17 protein-coding genes are annotated in these 18,626 nt (G+C 50.5%); 4 read left to right on the top strand and 13 right to left on the bottom strand.

Going from position 1 to position 18,626, the window contains the following annotated elements; all coding sequences use genetic code 11:
* The first annotated feature begins 161 nt into the window (after positions 1–161).
* Positions 162–635 carry an NUDIX domain-containing protein gene (locus CFK45_RS11010; protein WP_096086491.1) on the top strand — a complete coding sequence of 158 codons (474 nt, stop codon included), beginning with the start codon at positions 162–164 and terminating at the stop codon, positions 633–635.
* Positions 636–782: 147 nt separating this feature from the next.
* A complete protein-coding gene (locus CFK45_RS11005) occupies positions 783–1,088 on the top strand; it encodes an isoamylase early set domain-containing protein (protein WP_096086490.1) in 306 nt (101 codons plus the stop codon).
* Between the two features lie 177 nt (positions 1,089–1,265).
* Here CFK45_RS11005 and sthA read toward each other — a convergent pair whose 3' ends face one another.
* The 9 genes from sthA to CFK45_RS10960 are packed head-to-tail and all read right to left on the bottom strand — an operon-like array spanning position 1,266 to position 9,783.
* Positions 1,266–2,669: a Si-specific NAD(P)(+) transhydrogenase gene (sthA, locus tag CFK45_RS11000; protein ID WP_096086489.1), complete on the bottom strand. Its 1,404-nt coding sequence runs from the start codon at positions 2,667–2,669 to the stop codon at positions 1,266–1,268.
* Positions 2,670–2,704: 35 nt separating this feature from the next.
* Positions 2,705–2,932 carry a (Na+)-NQR maturation NqrM gene (gene nqrM, locus CFK45_RS10995; protein ID WP_096086488.1) on the bottom strand — a complete coding sequence of 76 codons (228 nt, stop codon included), beginning with the start codon at positions 2,930–2,932 and terminating at the stop codon, positions 2,705–2,707.
* Entirely contained in the window at positions 2,932–3,972 is a 1,041-nt protein-coding gene (locus CFK45_RS10990) for an FAD:protein FMN transferase (RefSeq protein WP_096086487.1), read from the bottom strand. The genes nqrM and CFK45_RS10990 overlap by 1 nt, the downstream gene beginning before the upstream one ends.
* 2 nt (positions 3,973–3,974) lie before the next feature.
* Complete coding sequence (gene nqrF, locus CFK45_RS10985) at positions 3,975–5,198, bottom strand: NADH:ubiquinone reductase (Na(+)-transporting) subunit F (protein ID WP_192870761.1); 1,224 nt, start codon at positions 5,196–5,198, stop codon at positions 3,975–3,977.
* A 14-nt stretch (positions 5,199–5,212) separates the two neighbouring features.
* Positions 5,213–5,821: an NADH:ubiquinone reductase (Na(+)-transporting) subunit E gene (gene nqrE / locus CFK45_RS10980; protein ID WP_096086485.1), complete on the bottom strand. Its 609-nt coding sequence runs from the start codon at positions 5,819–5,821 to the stop codon at positions 5,213–5,215.
* A complete protein-coding gene (locus CFK45_RS10975; protein WP_096086484.1) occupies positions 5,821–6,465 on the bottom strand; it encodes an NADH:ubiquinone reductase (Na(+)-transporting) subunit D in 645 nt (214 codons plus the stop codon). Before CFK45_RS10975 ends, nqrE begins: the two co-directional genes overlap by 1 nt.
* 3 nt (positions 6,466–6,468) lie before the next feature.
* Positions 6,469–7,245, bottom strand: coding sequence for a Na(+)-translocating NADH-quinone reductase subunit C (locus CFK45_RS10970; RefSeq protein WP_096086483.1), 777 nt, complete (start codon positions 7,243–7,245; stop codon positions 6,469–6,471).
* Complete coding sequence (locus CFK45_RS10965) at positions 7,238–8,446, bottom strand: NADH:ubiquinone reductase (Na(+)-transporting) subunit B (protein ID WP_096086482.1); 1,209 nt, start codon at positions 8,444–8,446, stop codon at positions 7,238–7,240. The genes CFK45_RS10970 and CFK45_RS10965 overlap by 8 nt, the downstream gene beginning before the upstream one ends.
* Before the next feature lie 2 nt (positions 8,447–8,448).
* The gene (locus tag CFK45_RS10960; protein ID WP_096086481.1) at positions 8,449–9,783 is read right to left on the bottom strand and encodes a Na(+)-translocating NADH-quinone reductase subunit A; all 1,335 of its coding nucleotides are present in this window, start codon (positions 9,781–9,783) and stop codon (positions 8,449–8,451) included.
* A gap of 566 nt (positions 9,784–10,349) precedes the next feature.
* Between CFK45_RS10960 and mfd the strand changes: the two genes are divergently transcribed.
* Both mfd and CFK45_RS10950 read left to right on the top strand, forming a co-directional pair.
* Positions 10,350–13,814: a transcription-repair coupling factor gene (gene mfd, locus CFK45_RS10955; protein WP_096086480.1), complete on the top strand. Its 3,465-nt coding sequence runs from the start codon at positions 10,350–10,352 to the stop codon at positions 13,812–13,814.
* The gene (locus tag CFK45_RS10950) at positions 13,811–14,770 is read left to right on the top strand and encodes a CsiV family protein (protein WP_096086479.1); all 960 of its coding nucleotides are present in this window, start codon (positions 13,811–13,813) and stop codon (positions 14,768–14,770) included. The genes mfd and CFK45_RS10950 overlap by 4 nt, the downstream gene beginning before the upstream one ends.
* 137 nt (positions 14,771–14,907) lie before the next feature.
* Here the strand turns inward: CFK45_RS10950 and CFK45_RS10945 are convergent, their stop codons facing one another.
* From CFK45_RS10945 to CFK45_RS10930, 4 genes are read right to left on the bottom strand one after another with little or no spacing between them, the layout of a single operon-like run.
* Positions 14,908–15,645 (bottom strand): S-methyl-5'-thioinosine phosphorylase, encoded by a 738-nt coding sequence (locus tag CFK45_RS10945; RefSeq protein WP_096086478.1) that lies wholly within the window; start codon positions 15,643–15,645, stop codon positions 14,908–14,910.
* On the bottom strand, positions 15,642–16,799 hold the full coding sequence (locus tag CFK45_RS10940; protein WP_096086477.1) for a mechanosensitive ion channel family protein: 1,158 nt from the start codon (positions 16,797–16,799) through the stop codon (positions 15,642–15,644). The genes CFK45_RS10945 and CFK45_RS10940 overlap by 4 nt, the downstream gene beginning before the upstream one ends.
* 4 nt (positions 16,800–16,803) lie before the next feature.
* Positions 16,804–17,841 (bottom strand): beta-N-acetylhexosaminidase, encoded by a 1,038-nt coding sequence (gene nagZ / locus CFK45_RS10935; protein WP_096086476.1) that lies wholly within the window; start codon positions 17,839–17,841, stop codon positions 16,804–16,806.
* Positions 17,822–18,457, bottom strand: coding sequence for a TetR/AcrR family transcriptional regulator (locus CFK45_RS10930; protein WP_096086475.1), 636 nt, complete (start codon positions 18,455–18,457; stop codon positions 17,822–17,824). Before CFK45_RS10930 ends, nagZ begins: the two co-directional genes overlap by 20 nt.
* Between the last annotated feature and the right edge of the window lie 169 nt (positions 18,458–18,626).

The following is an 18,626-nucleotide window of genomic DNA, read 5'->3' as shown; positions in this document are numbered from 1 at the left end:
AACGTATCCTATGTAAATAATTAAGAACCACGCAGGCTCCTCATCATCGTTGTGCGACGAGTCCGGACCTGGTTCGTTCAAGGAGCGTCGGCCCGAAGGCCTTAGAAGCGGGGCCGGATTATAGCAACTTTGTATGCGCTTCTAAAGATAAGGAACTCCAGATGCAACAGACACTTACAAGCGAACGGCCCCACCTTACTGTCGCCGCGGTTGTTGAGCAAAATGACAAATTCTTATTAGTCAGAGAACTCTGTAACGGAGAACTCAAACTCAATCAGCCAGCAGGCCACGTTGAGAATGGCGAATCCTTAATTCAAGCAGTCGAGCGCGAATGCCTTGAAGAAACAGGCTGGCAGGTCACGGCAAGCTCCTTTTTGGGCATTAGCCAATTTTCTGCACCAAATGGCATCACCTACCTGCGATGCAGCTTTGTGTGCAAGGCCATTAAACAACTCGAGCATTACACCCTAGATAGTGACATCCACGAGGCGCTCTGGTTAAGCCGAGAACAAATTTTCTCTCAGCAGCATAGCCATCGAAGCGCCATGGTAGCCAATGACATCAAGCGCTACGAGCAGGGCCTGCAATTCCAGATAGAGCAGCTATATTGTCTATTAGCTCAATTCGACGCGTAATTTTGGCAGGGGAATCCTTATAACCTTACTGAAACACATACACGGTTTCATATAGGGCCTTATAATGCGCGAAAACGTGGTATGGAATCTGCGTTACCACTTTAGCTTTAAGTCATATAAGTTATAAATGTTGCTGGAGAGCATCTAATGAGTGTTGAAAAGAAGTACCTTAAGTCCAAACCTGTCTGCAAAGTAAAGTTCGTAGCCCCGGAAGAACTTGCCAAAGAGGCAAAAAAAATATACCTGGCCGGTGACTTCAATGACTGGAAATACCAGGAAACCATGCTGAGAAAACAAAAGAACGGCTCCATGGCCACCACTCTCGATCTCAACCCCGGCGAAGAGTATGAGTATCGCTACGTGCTCGACGGCGAACGCTGGGAAAACGATCACGACGCAGATAAATACGTGCCCACAACCATGGGCGTCGACAATAGCGTTGTTATCTGCTGAACAAAAAAGGAATTAAAGCGGCAGCCGTATCCGCCACTTTAATTTCTTCACAACTTCACACTTATTTTTACCGGCAAAGCCAGCCTTTTGCTTGAGGATCTTTGCGCTGCTCGATAAAGACTGCAGCGCCGGACGCCCCGCCCGGCCACACGCCAAACTGCATTGAGCCCGACCGAACTAATCTATATTGCGGTGAATACGGTTTAAACCGTTTAATGCAGCAACACGATAGGCCTCGGCCATTGTCGGGTAATTAAAGGTTGTATTGACAAAGTATTCGACGCTGTTTGCAGAGCCTTGCTGACTCATAATTGCCTGGCCAATATGAATGATTTCCGAAGCCTCCGCGCCAAAACAATGTATACCCAAAATCTGTAAATTGTCGGCGTGAAAAAGGATCTTGAGCATACCCTCTTCTTCACCGCTAATCTGACCGCGAGCCGTGTCTTTGAAAAACGCACGCCCAACTTCGTAAGGTATTTTGGCCGCGGTTAATTCGCGCTCATTCTGACCAATCGAACTAATTTCAGGCAAGGTATAAATACCGGTGGGGGCATCTAAAATAAAGCGCGACTCTCGCCCCATAATGACATCAACAATGGCTCGCCCCTGATCGTAACTGGCGCTGGCCAAACTTGGCCAACCAATGACATCACCGGCTGCATAAATATTTTCAACATCGGTCTGATACTTATTGTTCACTTTAAGCTGACCGCGATGATTTGCGCTGAGCCCAAGCGCATCCAGGCTCAGTTTATCAGTGTTTCCTGTGCGCCCATTGCACCACAACATTGCGTCAGCCTTAATCTTTTTGCCGCTTTCCAACACCAACTCCACGCCGTTTTCATGGGCATCGCAGGCAACAAAATTTTCATTGTGACGAACCATAACACCGTGATCGCGCAACTGATAACTAAGCGCATCGGAAATTTCATCGTCGAGAAAACTCAATAAACGATCGCGGCTGTTAATTAAATCAACCTTGACACCGAGCGCGGCAAAAATAGACGCGTATTCACAGCCAATGACGCCGGCACCGTAAATAATTAAGGTGCGCGGCGTGTGCTGCATATCCAGAACACTATCGCTGTCGTAAATGCGCTCGTGCTGAAAATCAATTTCTTGCGGCTGATACGGCCGCGAACCGGTGGCAATAACAATATGTTTTGCCCGAATTGTTTCGCTGACTCCGGCCTCCAAAGCAATGGTCACTTCATTTGCGCTAACAAACTCGGCCCAACCCGGAAAATAACGTATGCGGTTTTTATTAAAATAGTCCGTGCGCATTTCAACCTGCTTTGGAATAACCTGCAGGGCAGCATCTCGCAATTGGGGGTAGGTAAAGTGTGGCTTCTGCCCCAACTGCTTATAGACGGCGCTGTTGCGAAACTTAATTAAGCGCTTAATCGTCTGCCTTAACGACTTCGATGGGATCGTGCCTTTGTGGGTGCAATTGCCCCCGAGAGCCGAGCGCGCATCCACCACTGCGACCTGCAATTCATTCTTTGCCGCAGCCATTGCCGCAGCCTCTCCGGCAGGCCCTGCACCTATTATCAAAACGTCGTAGTGAAAATCATTCATACGCACGAAAGCGCTCCGCTCGCTTCTCAGTATTATTATTTTGCTTCGTAAAAGTCAGCGCCTGCGCCAGCCGATACTTTCTTTTTTTGCTCTTTGTCGCACTTGGCCTTATCGCCACCGCAAACATCACACTCTGTTTCCATACCGAGCGCCGACATGCCGCCACACGAACCGCTGATCGGTTTGCGGCCGAGGATAACACCAATAGCCATTGCGCAGACAATGACCAGCAATACAACAAACGCCAGGATAAAAGTCGTCATCATTTCACCATGTATTTCTCAAATGCTTGTGTGTAGTTTACGTCAAAGCCATCATCACCACGAACAATAAAATACGCCGCCAGCTGCAGCTTATCCGCGACGGCGCGCCCGCGCTCAGGCCCGAGTACGTTTAGCGCCGTTGCCCAGGCGTCCGCCTCGGCACTACTCGCGGCAATCACGGTTACCGATGCGAGCTTGTGAGTAATCGGCGCGCCCGAACCCGGGTCAATCGTATGGGAATAACGCTTGCCGTTTTCTTCAAAGTAGTTGCGATAGTCTCCGGAGGTCGCCACCGCGACATCGCTGAGCGCCAGAATCTGCGCGGCGCTGCCCTGGCCCAGCACAGGCTTTTCAACAGCAATACGCCACGCCTGAGCCTGAGCGTTTAAGCCACTCAGACTTAGCTCGCCGCCAATTTCAACCATGTGACTGCGCACACCCAAAGCATCCAGATACGCCGCCAAATGATCAACCGCCCAGCCCTTGGCGATGGCACTTAAGTCGATGTACAAGGCCTTGTGTTTGCGCACTAAATTCTCAGAACAATTAAGCTCTAAGGCATCGTAGCCGATACGCTCGCGCACATTGGCCAGCGCTTCTTCACTGGGTATCGATGACCGCGCTTCAGGGCCAAAGCCCCAAAGGTTTACCAGCGGCCCGACGGTCGGGTCAAATGCGCCGTCACTTGCGCGGTAAATTTCTCCGGCCAGCGCCATCAACTGACACAACTGAGGCTCAACACGAAACCACTCCCCCACTGAGGCATGATTAAAACGATTAAGTTCCGAATCGGCGATATAGGTCGACATACTCTGATTAATCGCTTGAAGCTCGGTATCGAGCTGCGCCTGCAGAGCTTGCCGATCAAGCTCCAGGGTATCGGTAGGCGTCAACTTAACGTGGTAAGTCGTGCCCATCGTCGGACCCTGAAGCTGCCACTGCTCGCTTTTGCGTTCGCTGCATGCCGCCAACAGCAACAGACAACAAAAAAAGGCTGGGTAGACCAGCCTTTTTCCGAGTGTGTTTACACTAACATTCACAATTAACCACCGAAGTCGTCGAGCAGAATGTTTTCATCCTCAACACCGAGGTCTTTCAACATCTTGATCACAGCGGCGTTCATCATTGGAGGCCCACACATGTAGAACTCACAATCTTCCGGCGCCGGGTGATCTTTCAGATAGCTCTCGTACAGAACGTTGTGAATAAAGCCGGTCTTGCCTTCCCAGTTGTCCTCAGGCTGAGGATCAGAAAGTGCAACGTGCCATTCAAAGTTATCGTTCTCATCGGCCAGCATGTCGTACTCGTCCTGATAGAACATCTCACGCAAAGAACGAGCACCGTACCAGAAACTCATCTTACGCTTAGTCTTCAGGCGCTTAAGCTGATCGAAGATATGCGAACGCATAGGCGCCATACCAGCACCACCACCAACAAAGACCATCTCTGCATCGGTGTCTTTAGCGAAGAACTCACCAAAGGGACCAAATACAGTCACTTTGTCACCCGGCTTCAAGTTAAATACGAAAGAACTCATCAGGCCAGCAGGAATACCCTGGCTGCCCGGAGGTGGCGTTGCAATACGAATATTGAACTTAACCACACCCTTCTCTTCCGGGTAGTTCGCCATCGAGTAAGCACGGATTACAGGCTCAGTCGTAGTCGACTCCAGATTAAAGAAGCCAAAGCGCTCCCAGTCACCGCGGTACTCTTCTTCGATATCGAAGTCTTTGTACTGAACGGAACCTGCAGGACGCTCAAGCTGAACATAACCACCGGCGCGGAAGTCTACGTTCTCGCCTTCAGGCAGCTTAAGAGTCAGTTCTTTAATAAAGGTCGCCATGTTCGGGTTAGATTCAACAGTACAAACCCACTGCTTAACACCGAACACCTCTTCAGGTACTTCAACCTTCATGCTCTGCTTAACAGGCACCTGACAGCTTAAACGCCAGCCTTCTTTTTCTTCACGCTTAGTGAAGGCAGCCTTTTCAGTAGGCAGCATGGAACCGCCGCCTTCAGTGACCTTACAGGTACACTGCTGACAGCTACCACCGCCACCACAGGCAGAAGGCAGGAAGATGTCCGCTGCGGCGAGGGTTTGCATCAGCTTACCACCGGCAGGAACCGTTAAAGTTTTTTCGCCGTTAACATCGATAGTGATGTCACCGCTGTTAACCAGTTTTGAGCGTGCGCTCAAGATTACCGCCACCAAAGCGAGCACGATAACCGTGAACATCACGACACCTAAGATAATCTCAGTCATGATTTATATTCCCTCGCTTACAGGCTGATGCCGCCGAAGGACTGAAAGCCCAACGACATCAAACCGACAGTGATAAAGGTAATGCCAAGGCCCTGCAGGCCAGCTGGCACGTCGCTGTACTTCATTTTTTCGCGAATCGCTGCCAGCGCAGTGATTGCCAATGCCCAGCCAACACCGGAACCAAGGCCAAAGCTTACACTTTCGGCAAAGTTGTATTCGCGCTGAACCATCAGAAGTGCACCACCCAAGATGGCACAGTTCACAGTGATCAGCGGCAGGAATACGCCCAGAGCGTTGTACAGAGGCGGGAAGTACTTATCCAATACCATCTCAAGAATCTGTACCATCGCCGCAATTACACCGATGTAACAGATCAGGCCGAGGAAACTCAGATCCACTTCAGGCATGCCAGCCCAAGCCAGAGCACCCTCTTTAAGCAGGTAGTTATAAAGCAGATTGTTAACCGGAACAGTAATTCCGAGCACAACTACAACCGCAATACCGAGGCCAATTGCCGCATCGATCTTTTTAGAGATCGCAAGGAAAGTACACATACCCAGGAAAAACGCCAGGGCCATGTTTTTGATGAAAATAGATTCAACAAAGATACTAAGTAAATTTTCCATTAGTGGGCCTCCGCCTTTTTAGTATTGGGCGCAATCTTGAACTCAGGCTCTTCTACCTGGTCAGTTTTGTACTGACGCAGAGCCCAGATCAGAAGACCAATCAGGAAAAACGCACTTGGAGCAATCAGCATCATGCCGTTGGCGATGTAGCCTTCAGGCATAACCTGAATACCCATCAACTTGCCGGCACCAAAGAGCTCACGCAAAACCGCAAGGATGATCAGCAGCGCTGAGTAACCTAAGCCATTACCAATACCGTCGAGGAAGCTCGCGCCCGGGCCATTTTTCATGGCAAAGGCTTCAGCGCGACCCATTACGATACAGTTAGTAATGATCAGACCAACAAATACAGACAGCTGCTTAGAGATATCGTAAGCAACGGCTTTCAGCACCTGATCAACCAGGATCACCAACGAGGCAATAATGGTCATCTGACAGATGATACGAATATTGTTGGGAATGTGATTGCGGATCAACGACACAAACAGGTTCGAGAACGCTGTTACAGAGGTCAGAGCGACACACATAACCAAAGTGACGTTCAGGCTGGTAGTTACCGCCAGAGCAGAACAAATACCCAGCACCTGAAGCGCAATTGGGTTGTTGTCCAGAATAGGCTTAAACAAAAGTTCTTTTGCTTTCATGACTTAGGCCTCCCCTGCTTTCAAATTTTGAATAAAAGGACCAAAACCCTGCTGACCGAGCCAGAACTTGATCATGTTATCTACGCCATTGGTAGTCAGGGTTGCACCGCTCAGACCATCAATTTTGCTTTCAGCTTGAGGAGTCGTGCTACCCACCTGACCTTTAATAACGGTCAGAGCAACAGAACCATCGGCATTAAATGCCTGCTTGCCGCCCCACAGAGCCTTCCAGTTAGGGTTGTCAACTTCACCGCCGAGGCCCGGAGTTTCACCGTGCTCGTAGTAGCCGATACCAACCACCGTTTGCAGATCAGACTCTAAAGCCAAGAAACCATAGAGTGTTGACCAAAGGCCGTAACCGCGAATAGGAAGAATGATTTTTTCAAGCTTGCCTTGCTGATCGTTGATCAGATAAACCTGAGCGTAAAATTCTTCACGCTTAATACCGGCGATATCTTCTTTTTTGTCGAGCGCACGCGAGAGCTTGGGGTCTTTAGACGCCTTGCGCTGATCGTAAGCCTGACCGTCAAGATCCGAGCTGTATTTGCCAGTGCGCAAATCAACAACGCGCGTTTCAACTTGCTTAAACTGCTCTTCAACACTGAGGCTAGGGTCGTAAAGGCCCGAGGCCATCAGAATATTGCGGTTAAAATCCTGCTGCTTGTTCTTCTGCTGCATGGGTTTCAGCGCAACGGAAGCTGCCGAAACAATAATCGAGCAGACGATACACAGAGCCAGCGTAACGGTGACCGTCTTTTTAATCGTATCGTTATTAGCCACGAGCCAGTCTCCTCTTAATGTTCGACTTAACAACAAAGTGGTCGATCAGTGGAGCAAAAATATTGGCAAACAGAATCGCCAGCATCATGCCTTCCGGAAAAGCCGGGTTCACCACACGAATGGTCACCACCATAAAGCCAATTAAAATACCAAAAGCCCACTTGCCGGCATTCGTCATCGATGCAGATACCGGATCGGTTGCCATAAAGATGGTACCAAAGGCCCAGCCACCAACAACAAAATGCCAATAAAACGGCATCTGGAACATCAGATTGTCAGTATCGGGGCTGGCCAGTGCGCTGTACAACACCGCTGTAATGGTCGTACCAAGTGCAACACCGGCAACAATACGAAACGAAGCAATGCCCATCGCCATCAGCACGATACCACCGAGCAAAATAGCCAGGGTACTCACCTCGCCGATGGAACCCGGCATAAAGCCCAGGAAGGCGTCGAACCAACTCATCTGATTTTGCAACGCTTCCATGCCTTGAGAAGCCGCAACACTCAGTGCCGTTGCACCGGTGTGACCGTCAACACCCGTCCATACGGTGTCGCCACTCATATAGGCCGGGTAGGCAAAGAACAAAAACGCACGACCAGTCAAAGCAGGGTTTAAGAAGTTTTTACCAGTACCACCAAATACTTCTTTACCGATAACAACACCGAAGCTGATGCCTAAAGCCGCTTGCCACAGAGGCAGACTCGGGGGGCAAGCCAGAGCAAAAAGTACAGAAGTCACAAAGAAACCTTCGTTAACTTCGTGGCCGCGCTTCATCGCAAAAAGCACTTCCCAGAAACCGCCAACAATAAATACGGTCATGTAGATAGGCAGGAAGAACACCGCACCGTAGACCAGGTTGTCCCACAGACTGGCAGGATCGTGACCGGCAAACAGCGCAATCAGGGCGCCGCGCCAACCTTCAATTCCGGTAGCGCCCATCTCAGCGAGAATGGTATTGCTCTGCAAACCGAGGTTGTACATACCAAAAATCATCGCCGGGAACGTACAGGCCCAAACAGTGATCATGATGCGTTTCAGGTCTATGCCATCGCGAACGTGAGCGGTGCTCGCAGTTTTTTCATTAGGCTGAAACAAGCCGGTATCGATCGCTTCGTACAGCGCGTACCAACTCTCGAATTTACCGCCTTTTACAAAATGCGGCTCGAGCTTATCGAATTGATTGCGTAAGAATTTCACGATTAACCCTCCTTCTCAATAGTGGTGAGGTTATCGCGAAGAATGGGGCCGTATTCGTATTTGCCGGGGCAAACAAAAGTACACAAAGCCAGATCCTCTTCATCGAGTTCCAAACAGCCAAGTTGTTGAGCTGTTTCAGTGTCGCCAACAATCAACGCACGCAGCAGCTGAGTCGGCAGAATATCCAGAGGCATCACGCGCTCGTAGGCACCAACCGGCACCATCGCACGCTCAGAACCATTGGCAGAGGTGGTGAAATTAAACTTACCGCCAAACAGCTTGCTCAGATAAATAGGCATGACCGAGAAGCGCTTCATACCAAGCGTGAAGTAGTGCAGGAATGGGCGCTCGTTGCCCTCTTCCAATACCGTCACCTGATTTGCGTAGCGACCCAAGAAAGCGGTTGTGCCTTCAGCAGTGTTACCGCCAAACACAGAACCGCTAACGATGCGGTTATCACCCGCCTTTAGCTGACCGGCCGTCAACTCTTCAAGGCTGGCACCAATACGGGTGCGAAGCAGGCGAGGTTTTTCAACCTGAGGGCCGGCAAGCGCAACAATACGCTCAACATTCAGCTGGCCTGTGGTGAACAACTCACCGATGGCAGCAACGTCCTGATAACCTACAGACCAGTTAACGCGGTTTTCGCTAACCGGAGCAAGGAAGTGCATCGCAGTACCAACATTGCCCGCAGGGTGTTTACCGCCAAAGGCAGCCAGTTCAACACCGGCAGGTACTTCAGGCGCTTTACCCGGAGCGTGGCTAACAAACAGCTTGCCTTCAGTCAGGCGCGACAAAACCGTCAAGCCATTTTTAAAGGCCTCTGCTTTCTCAGCAATGACTAAAGTCGCGTCGGGAGCCAGGGGGTTGGTATCCATCGCGGCAACAAATATGTTGGCAGGTACGGCGTCAATAGCGGGAACTTTTGAGAACGGACGAGTGCGAATCGCTGTCCACAGGCCCGAGTCGACTAAGTTGCCAACAACTTTATCGCGCTCAAGGCCGGCCAGAGCTGAAGCGTCAAAGCTTGCAAAGCTCAGGGCATCGTCGCCCTCAACATCGATAACAATGCTCTCGAATACGCGGCGCTCACCGCGATTAATCGCAGCAACCGTACCAGCGGCAGGCGAGGTGTACTGAACACCTTCGGTTTTCTTGTCCGTAAACAGAACTTGACCGACTTTGACTTTGTCACCAACCTGAACATTCATGGTTGGCTTCATGCCATGGTAGTCAAACCCTATAACGGCAACAGAACGTATGGTTGCCCCATCTTCAATGGCCTGAGCAGGCTCACCGGAGATAGGCAAATCCAATCCACGACGGATCGTAATCATATCGTCTCAGCCTAAAGTTATTTATATAGTTAAAATGAAAGAAGCTCGGGTTAGCGCCTCAGGGCTTATTGGGGCAGACTTTGATCTATGCCCGTTCCAAGAAGGAACCAAACAAGCACAATAGGCTCTAACCCGAGCCGCTTCTTTACCAGTATCCGTATATTTATACGCGTGAGAGCGCCACCAGCTTATTCGCCCACCGACGTTTAATTAGCTGGCCTCTTAAGTACGCAAGTACGCCGCAGACACCGTTTCTGTTTACAAAAACGCAAAAACAGAGAAAGCAAAAAGCTCTCCCGACACGTTGGCGGCACTCAGGGCACAAAAAAATCGCCCACAAAATCAGCAATTTGCACCAATTTTAGACGAAACATCCTAAATTCGCCCCACACGCGCAAAAAGCCGCGCACATTATAGGGATGACAAAGAATTAACACCAGCAAACAACGAGCATTAATTTTCGCGCCACGCTAATGCGGCTGCGCTAACGAATATTTGCAGGACAACTTGTTCATACACGAGCTATCTATACAATTGCGTGCGAACCATTTCAGCACAGATAAACAATGAAAGCTCTTCAGCAAGCACCGGAGGCGCCACCGGCTCAACAGCGCCACTATTGGCACCAACTCAACCCGAGCTCGGCGAGCTTCGCAATCAGTCGCGCACTGCTGACATCGCCCACCAGCTCGCTGATTATCTGCCCAACCATGGCCAGTGCCGACCGCACCTACAGCGAGCTGAGCACCATGCTTCAAGGCGAAAAAAAAGCGCCGCCGCTGCGCCAGTTTCCAGACTGGGAAACCCTGCCTTACGACAGCTTCAGCCCCCACCAGGATATTATTTCCGAGCGCCTTCGCTGCCTCTACGAACTGTGCTTTACCGAGCGCAACTGCGTGATCATTTCTGCACAAACCCTGCTGCAGCGCCTTATTCCGACATCGTACTTAAAAAGCAAATCTCTCAGAGTTGAACTCGGCCAACAAATTAAACGCGAACAATTTTGCAGTGAACTGACAGAAGCCGGCTACTTGCGCGTAGATACGGTCTTTCAACACGGTGAGTTTGCCGTGCGAGGTTCGCTGATTGATATTTTCCCAATGGGCTCTGACGAAGCCTTCCGCCTGGAATTTTTTGACGACGAAATAGACAGTCTGCGCCGCTTTGACCCCGAGAGCCAACGCAGTACTGAGCAGGTAAAGCGCATTGAATTGCTGCCCGGGCGCGAATGCCCGCTCGATAGCGACGCCATTGCCGGCTTCAAAGAGCGCTGGTTTGAGAGCTTTGATGTCGATCATCGCCAGTGTCCGGTATTTCAAGATATCAGCTCAGGCCTGCCAGCCGCTGGTATCGAGTATTACAGCCCACTGTTTTTTGACAAGCTTGCCAGCTTATTTTCCTACCTGCCGGACGCCACACAAATATACAGCTTTGAAGGTGTTGAGCAGGCCATTGAAGATCACTGGCGCGAATTGAGCGAACGCTACGAAAGCCGCAAAGGCGACCTGCGTCGCCCCATCTTGCCACCCCAGCAAATATACCTGCCAATCAACGAACTGTTTGGCGAACTAAAAGCCTTCTCGCGCACGGTTATCAGCGAAAACAAAGCACCGCAGGATAAAGCCGGGCACTTTGATTTTGCCACCAGTCCCATGCCACAGTTGGCTATTGAAACTCATGCGAGCAATCCGCTGCACCGCCTGCAAGCATTTCTGAGCTCAACCAACAAACGCGTGCTCTTTTGCGCCGAAAGCGAAGGACGGCGTGAAGTCATAAAAGAGCAGCTCGACAAAATCAATATTTTGCCCGACGAGCTCAGCAGCTTAAACGCATTTTTTTCCGGCGACAGCGAACACGCCATCTGCATTGCTGACCTCGGCGACGGCATTAACAGCGCCAACGATGATTTTATTATCATCAACGAAAACGCCCTGTTCAGTGGCCGGGTCAGGCAGAGCCGGCGCCGCCGAAAAGAAAGTGACGACAGCGACAACATCGTTAAAAACCTGACCGAGCTCAAGCTCGGCGCACCCGTGGTTCACATTGAGCACGGTGTCGGCCGCTACCGAGGCCTGGAGACGATCAGCGTCGACAGCCAGGCGCAAGAGTACCTAACCCTCGAATACGCCAATGAAGCCAAGCTTTACGTGCCGGTTGCGGATTTACACTTAATCAGCCGCTACAGTGGCGCAGACGAAGCCGTTGCACCTTTGCACAAACTCGGCAGTGAACAGTGGAGCAAAGCCAAGAAAAAAGCCGCCGAACAAGTTAACGACGTCGCCGCTGAGCTCCTGCACATCTACGCCCTGCGCAAAGCGCGCAAAGGCTTTAGCCACCTGCTCGAAGGAGACGCTTACGAGCGCTTTTCAAATGAATTTGCATTTGAGGAAACACCGGATCAAAGTTCGGCTATTCAAGCGGTACGCGCCGACATGTTAAGCCCCCAGCCGATGGACAGGTTAGTCTGCGGCGACGTTGGTTTTGGCAAAACGGAAGTGGCGATGCGCGCTGCATTTATTGCCGTGCAGAACAACAAACAGGTCGCGGTGCTGGTACCAACCACCCTGCTCGCTCAACAGCACTTCGATAATTTCAAAGACCGCTTTGCCAATTGGCCCATTAATATAGAAGTTATATCGCGCTTTAAAACAGGTAAAGAAAGTGCCGAGGTCATCAAGCGCATTGAAAGCGGCAACGTCGACATTGTTGTCGGCACCCATAAATTAATCATGGGCGATATTAACTTTGAACGACTCGGGCTTGTCATTATCGATGAAGAACACCGCTTTGGGGTTAAACAAAAAGAAACATTAAAATCCATCCGCACCGAAGTCGACATCCTCAACCTTACCGCCACACCGATACCGCGCACCCTGAATATGGCAATGAGCGGCATACGCGATTTAAGCATTATCGCCACACCGCCAGCCAAACGCCTTTCGGTCAAAACCTTTGTGCGCGAAAACGACAAGGCGCTTGTCAAGGAAGCCGTTCTGCGTGAAATCATGCGCGGCGGCCAGGTTTATTATTTACACAACGAAGTCAAAAGCATTGAAAAAGCCGCTCGCGACTTAGCCGAATTGGTGCCGGACGCGCGCATCCAAATCGGCCATGGCCAAATGCGCGAGCGCGAACTCGAAGCGGTCATGAGTGATTTTTATCACAAGCGCTTTAACATATTGGTCTGCACCACCATTATTGAAACAGGCATTGATGTGCCGAGCGCCAATACCATTATTATTGATAGAGCTGATAAATTTGGCCTGGCTCAGCTGCATCAACTTCGCGGCCGCGTTGGCCGCAGCCACCATCAGGCTTATGCCTACTTGCTCAGCCCCAATAAAAAGAATCTCAGCGCCGACGCCGTTAAACGCCTGGAGGCAATCGAAGAGGCTCAGGATCTCGGCGCCGGCTTTACCCTCGCCTCCCACGACTTAGAAATTCGCGGCGCCGGGGAACTACTCGGCGATGAGCAGAGCGGGCAAATGCACGCTATCGGCTTCACGCTATATATGGACATGCTCGATCGAGCAGTGAAAGCGATTAAAAAAGGCGAGAAAGTCGACCTGGAAAAACCAATTCAACTCAACGCCGAAATCAACCTGCGCATCCCTGCGCTCATACCCGATGACTACCTGCCAGACGTCAGCTTGCGCCTGCAGCTTTATAAACGCCTCGCCTCGGCCGGCAGCCACGAAGCGCTAGAAAAACTACAGGTAGAAATGATCGACCGCTTCGGCCTGCTGCCGGATGCCCTGAAAAACCTATTTCGCAGCACTGGCCTGCGCCTTCGCAGCGAAGCACTCGGCATCAGCCGTATTGAGGCCAGTGCCCGCGGTGGTAAACTAGAATTTTCAGCCGATACCAAAGTTGACCCGCTTGCGATTGTTAAACTTGTTCAAAACCAGCCACAAAACTACAAACTTGTTGGCGCAAACCAATTACAATTCATGCAAACTAGCGCGGATGCAGACCAGCGTTTAAAACTTGTCAGCGGTCTGCTGGACACATTAACCAAGGCCAGCCAATGAAAAAGTCACCCGTCAAACGCCTAACCCAGAGCCTCGTTTGTCTGTTAACAGGCACAAGCTTAAACAGCTTTGCCGAAGACAAGCCAAACTTTGATGGCTGGTACCAGGTTGAAGTGATTGTATTTGAGCGCAGCAACAAACAAACAGCCGAGCAGTGGCCAAGCAATATTAATTTGTTTTACCCGTTGAACCTGCACTTGCTTACAACACAAGAGCAAGCGCTCGCGGCCACTGACGACACCGCAACAAGCAACACAAACACTAATACGCTTGAGAACAACACAACCGAACAGCAAGTAAAGCCCACAGAAAACAAAAATCAGGCTTATCATCCCCTACCTAAAGAGCAGCGCTTATTAAATAGCGAAGCTGCGCGCCTCGACCGAAGTAGCCGCTATCAGCTGCTGTTTCACGAAGCCTGGCAACAACCGATTATCGAATACCGACAGAGCCCCTCCGTTGCTATTTTAGGCGGGCAGCAGTTTGACCAGCACTATGAACTTGAAGGCAGCATCAAACTCAGTGTGCAGCGCTACCTGCATTTAGAAACCAATCTCTGGCGCGCCAATTTTGAGACCAACTACGGCCAAGAAACCAGCTATTGGCCCGCCCTGCCCCGCATCCCCAGAGCCATACAACAAAGCGAAGCCGGCAGTGGCCTTGAAGATTTTGACCTAAATTCACTCAAGCTCGATCAACATCTGGCCAGCGACGACACACAAACAACGCAAGGCTTTTCATTAAATACAAACAGTTTTGATAACAGCGAGCTATACAGCGGCACACTGCGCAACTACGAAGAGCTCGCCACTGAAGCTTACGTTGTCAGTGAAATTTCAACGCTGCGCCAGCGCCGCCGTATGCGAAGTGGTGAAACCCACTACCTCGATCATCCCGAGCTGGGCCTGCTTATTCGTATAGAGCCCGTTGCCAAGCTTGATGTTGCCGCCAACTAATGGTGAAAAAACTTAGCAGGCGAAATCGCGCTCAAACACACGGCAACAACTAAAATAAAAGAGCGCCCTGGCTTACACCAAAGCGCTCTTGCTCAAAACATAAAAGTAAAACAGACCAATCGGCATCTGCCGGTGTTTTAGTTGGCGTAAAAATAGCTCATCAAGGTCGGCAAGAACTGCTTAAACTTCAGCACGGCCTGGCGCATATTGTTTTCAATATCCGCCATAATCAATTCACCGGGCTCGACACCGGCCGCCCAGTTCACACTCAAACACAGTGATGCGTAGGCCAGCCCCAACTCTTTCGCGAGTGCCGCTTCAGGCATCAAGGTCATGCCGACAATGTCGTTGCCATCGTTTTTTAAGCGCCGTATCTCGGCGGCGGTTTCCAACCTCGGCCCCTGCGTGCACGCATAACAGGCCCCATCCTGAATAAGCAGGTTCTGTTGGCGCGCAGCGTTTAACAACAAGCTGCGCAAATGCGCATCAAAAGGCTGACTAAAATCGATGTGTTTTAAACCGAGTTCAAAATTATCAAAAAAGCTCTGCTCTCGCCCCCAGCTGTAATCGATCAGCTGATCCGGGACAATTAAAGACATCGGCGCGGCAAATTCGGCAATGCCGCCAACAGCATTGGTCGCAACAACATGGGTTACACCAAGCTGAGCCAGCGCATAGATATTTGCGCGATAGTTAATGCGGTGCGGCGGCACCTTGTGTTCATCACCGTGGCGGCACAAAAACACAAGCGGTAAACCGCGGCATTGGCCGCTTAAACACGAGACATCGCCATAGGGCGTTTCGAGCAATAAACTTTCAGCAGCAAAGGCTTCGAGTTCGTACAAACCCGAGCCACCAATAATCCCTAGCTTCACGCCGGCAAATCTCCCACGCCAATATTCTCTGCCGGGCCACCAGTTCGCTCAGCCGAAACGAGCTCAGCCGGCGCAGAGGCCAAGTGCAAAGTACTTGTAGGAAAAGCGCATTCTGCGCCGTGCTGCTCAACAATAGCTAATACCTTCAACAATACATCCTGCTTAATTTCATGAAATTCCACCCAATTCGTAGTATGGGTAAAACAATAAATAAAAAAGTCCAGCGAGGAACTCGCGAACTTATTAAAGTTAACGATTAAGGTTAGGTTTTCATCAATCGCTTTGTGCTCGCGCAACATCGTTTTGACGTCATCGACAATTAAATGCACTTTTTGACCATCGTCATAACGCACACCAATCGTTTCATAGATACGGCGATTACTCATACGCGATGGATTTTCCACCGCTATTTGCGTAAAGGTCGAGTTCGGCACATAGAGCGGGCGCTTGTCAAAGGTTCGAATACGCGTCAGGCGCCAACCAATATCTTCAACTGTGCCTTCGATTTCCTTGTCGTGTGAACGAATCCAATCACCGACAGCAAAAGGCCTATCCATATAAATCATTAAGCCGCCAAAGAAGTTAGCGAGTAAATCTTTGGCTGCAAAACCAACTGCAATACCGCCAATACCGCCAAAGGCCAAGATGCCGCGAATCTCAACATCAAAATACTGCAGTAAAATTAATACCGAAGTAATAAATACCGAGACACGCAGCAACTTACCAACCGCCACAGCGGTCGTCTCATCGACAGGCTTGTGGCAAAATTTGGGGTCGCGAAAGTTTTTCTCAACGCGGCGAATAAAACGCAGCAAAAACCAACTAACCAGCACAACAATGCCAACATAACGCAAATGCTCAATCGAACTTAAAATAATGGACTCGCTGCGCACCGCGGCAATTTGCGCCGCTGCGCTTAAACCGATGACCCAGACCAGCCATTTTAACGGCCGGCCAAGCGCTGAAAACAGCGCATCGTCCCACAGGGTTTGAGTTTTTTTTGCTTTTTGCTCAAGACCTTTAAGGCCCCGCGAAACAAAAACGGCCGCCAACAAGGTTAAAAACACCAACACAAAACATTCAATCATCCACAGCTGATCGTGGCCCAACATAGCAGCCAACCACTGACGCAACTGCTCGTAACTATCTCGCATAGCCCTATCCGTATCTCTCTGTAAATCGCGTTAATTTGTCGCGGTTTGCCTGGTAATGCGCTTTTGACGCCGCCGCTCCGCGAACAGGTACTCGGCGCATCATGTCTAATTTCCCAGATTCGCCTAAGTTTTGAGCCTCGAGCTGCTCAAGCACACGCTCAGCTTCACGGCGCTGATTGCAAATCAAGACCACATCACAACCTGCCCCAAGTGCTTTTTGTGCCCTTAAGCTAAAGTCGTGCGCGCCATCACCGGCGGCACCTTTCATGCTTAAATCATCACTAAACACCAAACCATCAAAACCGAGCTGTTTGCGCAGCACGCTTTTAATCCAGTGCGACGAATAGCTCACAGGCTGCTCATCAACCTGAGGAAACTGTATGTGCGCCGTCATCAAAGCGTCATAGTGCGGCTGCAAATCAATAAAAGGTTGTAGATCGCGCTCGAGAATTTCGTCAAAGCTGCGCGTATCAACTGGCATCTCGTAGTGGCTATCCTCAAGCACGGCACCATGCCCCGGAAAATGCTTAGCGGTTGCCTTCATGCCCTGCGCATGCATGCCGTCGATAAACGCCGATGCCAGCGGCGCGAGCTCACTTGGTTGGTCAGAAAAAGCGCGATCGCCAATGACCGCACTGTTGAGATCGGCAATGTCCAGCACCGGGGCAAAACTAAAGTCGATATCAAAATTGCCGAGCTCTGCGGCCATCAACTCTGCAAAAGCGCGCGCGTAGAGCAAAGCCTGCTCTTTATCATCGCGATAGGCCTGCGACAAGTGGTACATTGCCGGTAGCTCACTAAAGCCCTGGCGAAAACGCTGCACACGGCCGCCTTCGTGATCAACACACAATAAAAGCTGCGGACGAATTTCACGTACACAACGCACCAGCGCCGCGAGCTGTTCGCCCGATTCGTAATTGCGGCTAAACAGGATTAAGCCGCCCAATCGAGGGTGTTGCAAAAAATCTTTATCGACATCGCTGAGCTCTAGCCCGTCGAGATCGGCGATAAGCGGCCCGCACTTAATCACGCTGCTGGCCATCCAATAAACCGGCCATCGCCGGCACCAGCATTGCTAGGGCTTCATCTAATTCAGTGTCTTGCTGGAAATCCTCCTGCAAAATTGCCCGAATGGCATCAAAGCTGCTGAGAGTAAAAACAGCTGCGCCGAGCATAAAATACAAGCGCCAGTAAAATTCGACCGAGCTTAACTTCGGCTGACTTTTGTGCATCAGACTTAATAGGCGCTGCAAACCCTCCCCGTAGCGCCCCACCAAAAAATGACGAAGGTGCTCTTGAGTTTGCGTATAAGCCAAGCCGAGCAGGCGCATAAAGCGCTGAGGGTCTTCACCCAACTCTTTGCTCGAATCAATCATGGCACTCAAACTCAGGCGGATAAGCTCGGTTTTATCGAGCTTTGCATCGCTGGCCTCGAGCTGTTCGAGCTCCGGCGTTAACTTAACCAGCACCGGATCCAGAAAGCGTGAAAACACCGCTTGAATCAAACCTTTCTTGGAACCGAAGTGATAGTTAACCGCGGCCAGATTCACACCGGCCATACCAGTAATAGTCCTAAGAGACGTCTCGGCAAAACCTCGCTCCGAAAACAGTACCGTTGCCGAGTGCAAAATGCGTTCGACCGTATCTTGTTGCGTCATAATGCTCTCCAGAGCGTTCACGGCTGCCGTCACAGCCAGTTGGGTTAGACAAATTTCCGCTTATCTTGAGGTGAATTATCGTTTTTGATTTTAAAAAAGCAACGTCATAAACGTAAGGCTTCTCACATTGCCTTTTTAATTCAGTTACTTAGCCAACCGGGGCGCAGTT

The organism is Agaribacterium haliotis, assembly GCF_002312815.1.
GTDB lineage: Bacteria > Pseudomonadota > Gammaproteobacteria > Pseudomonadales > Cellvibrionaceae > Agaribacterium > Agaribacterium haliotis.
This window is presented reverse-complemented; position numbering and strand designations above follow the sequence as displayed.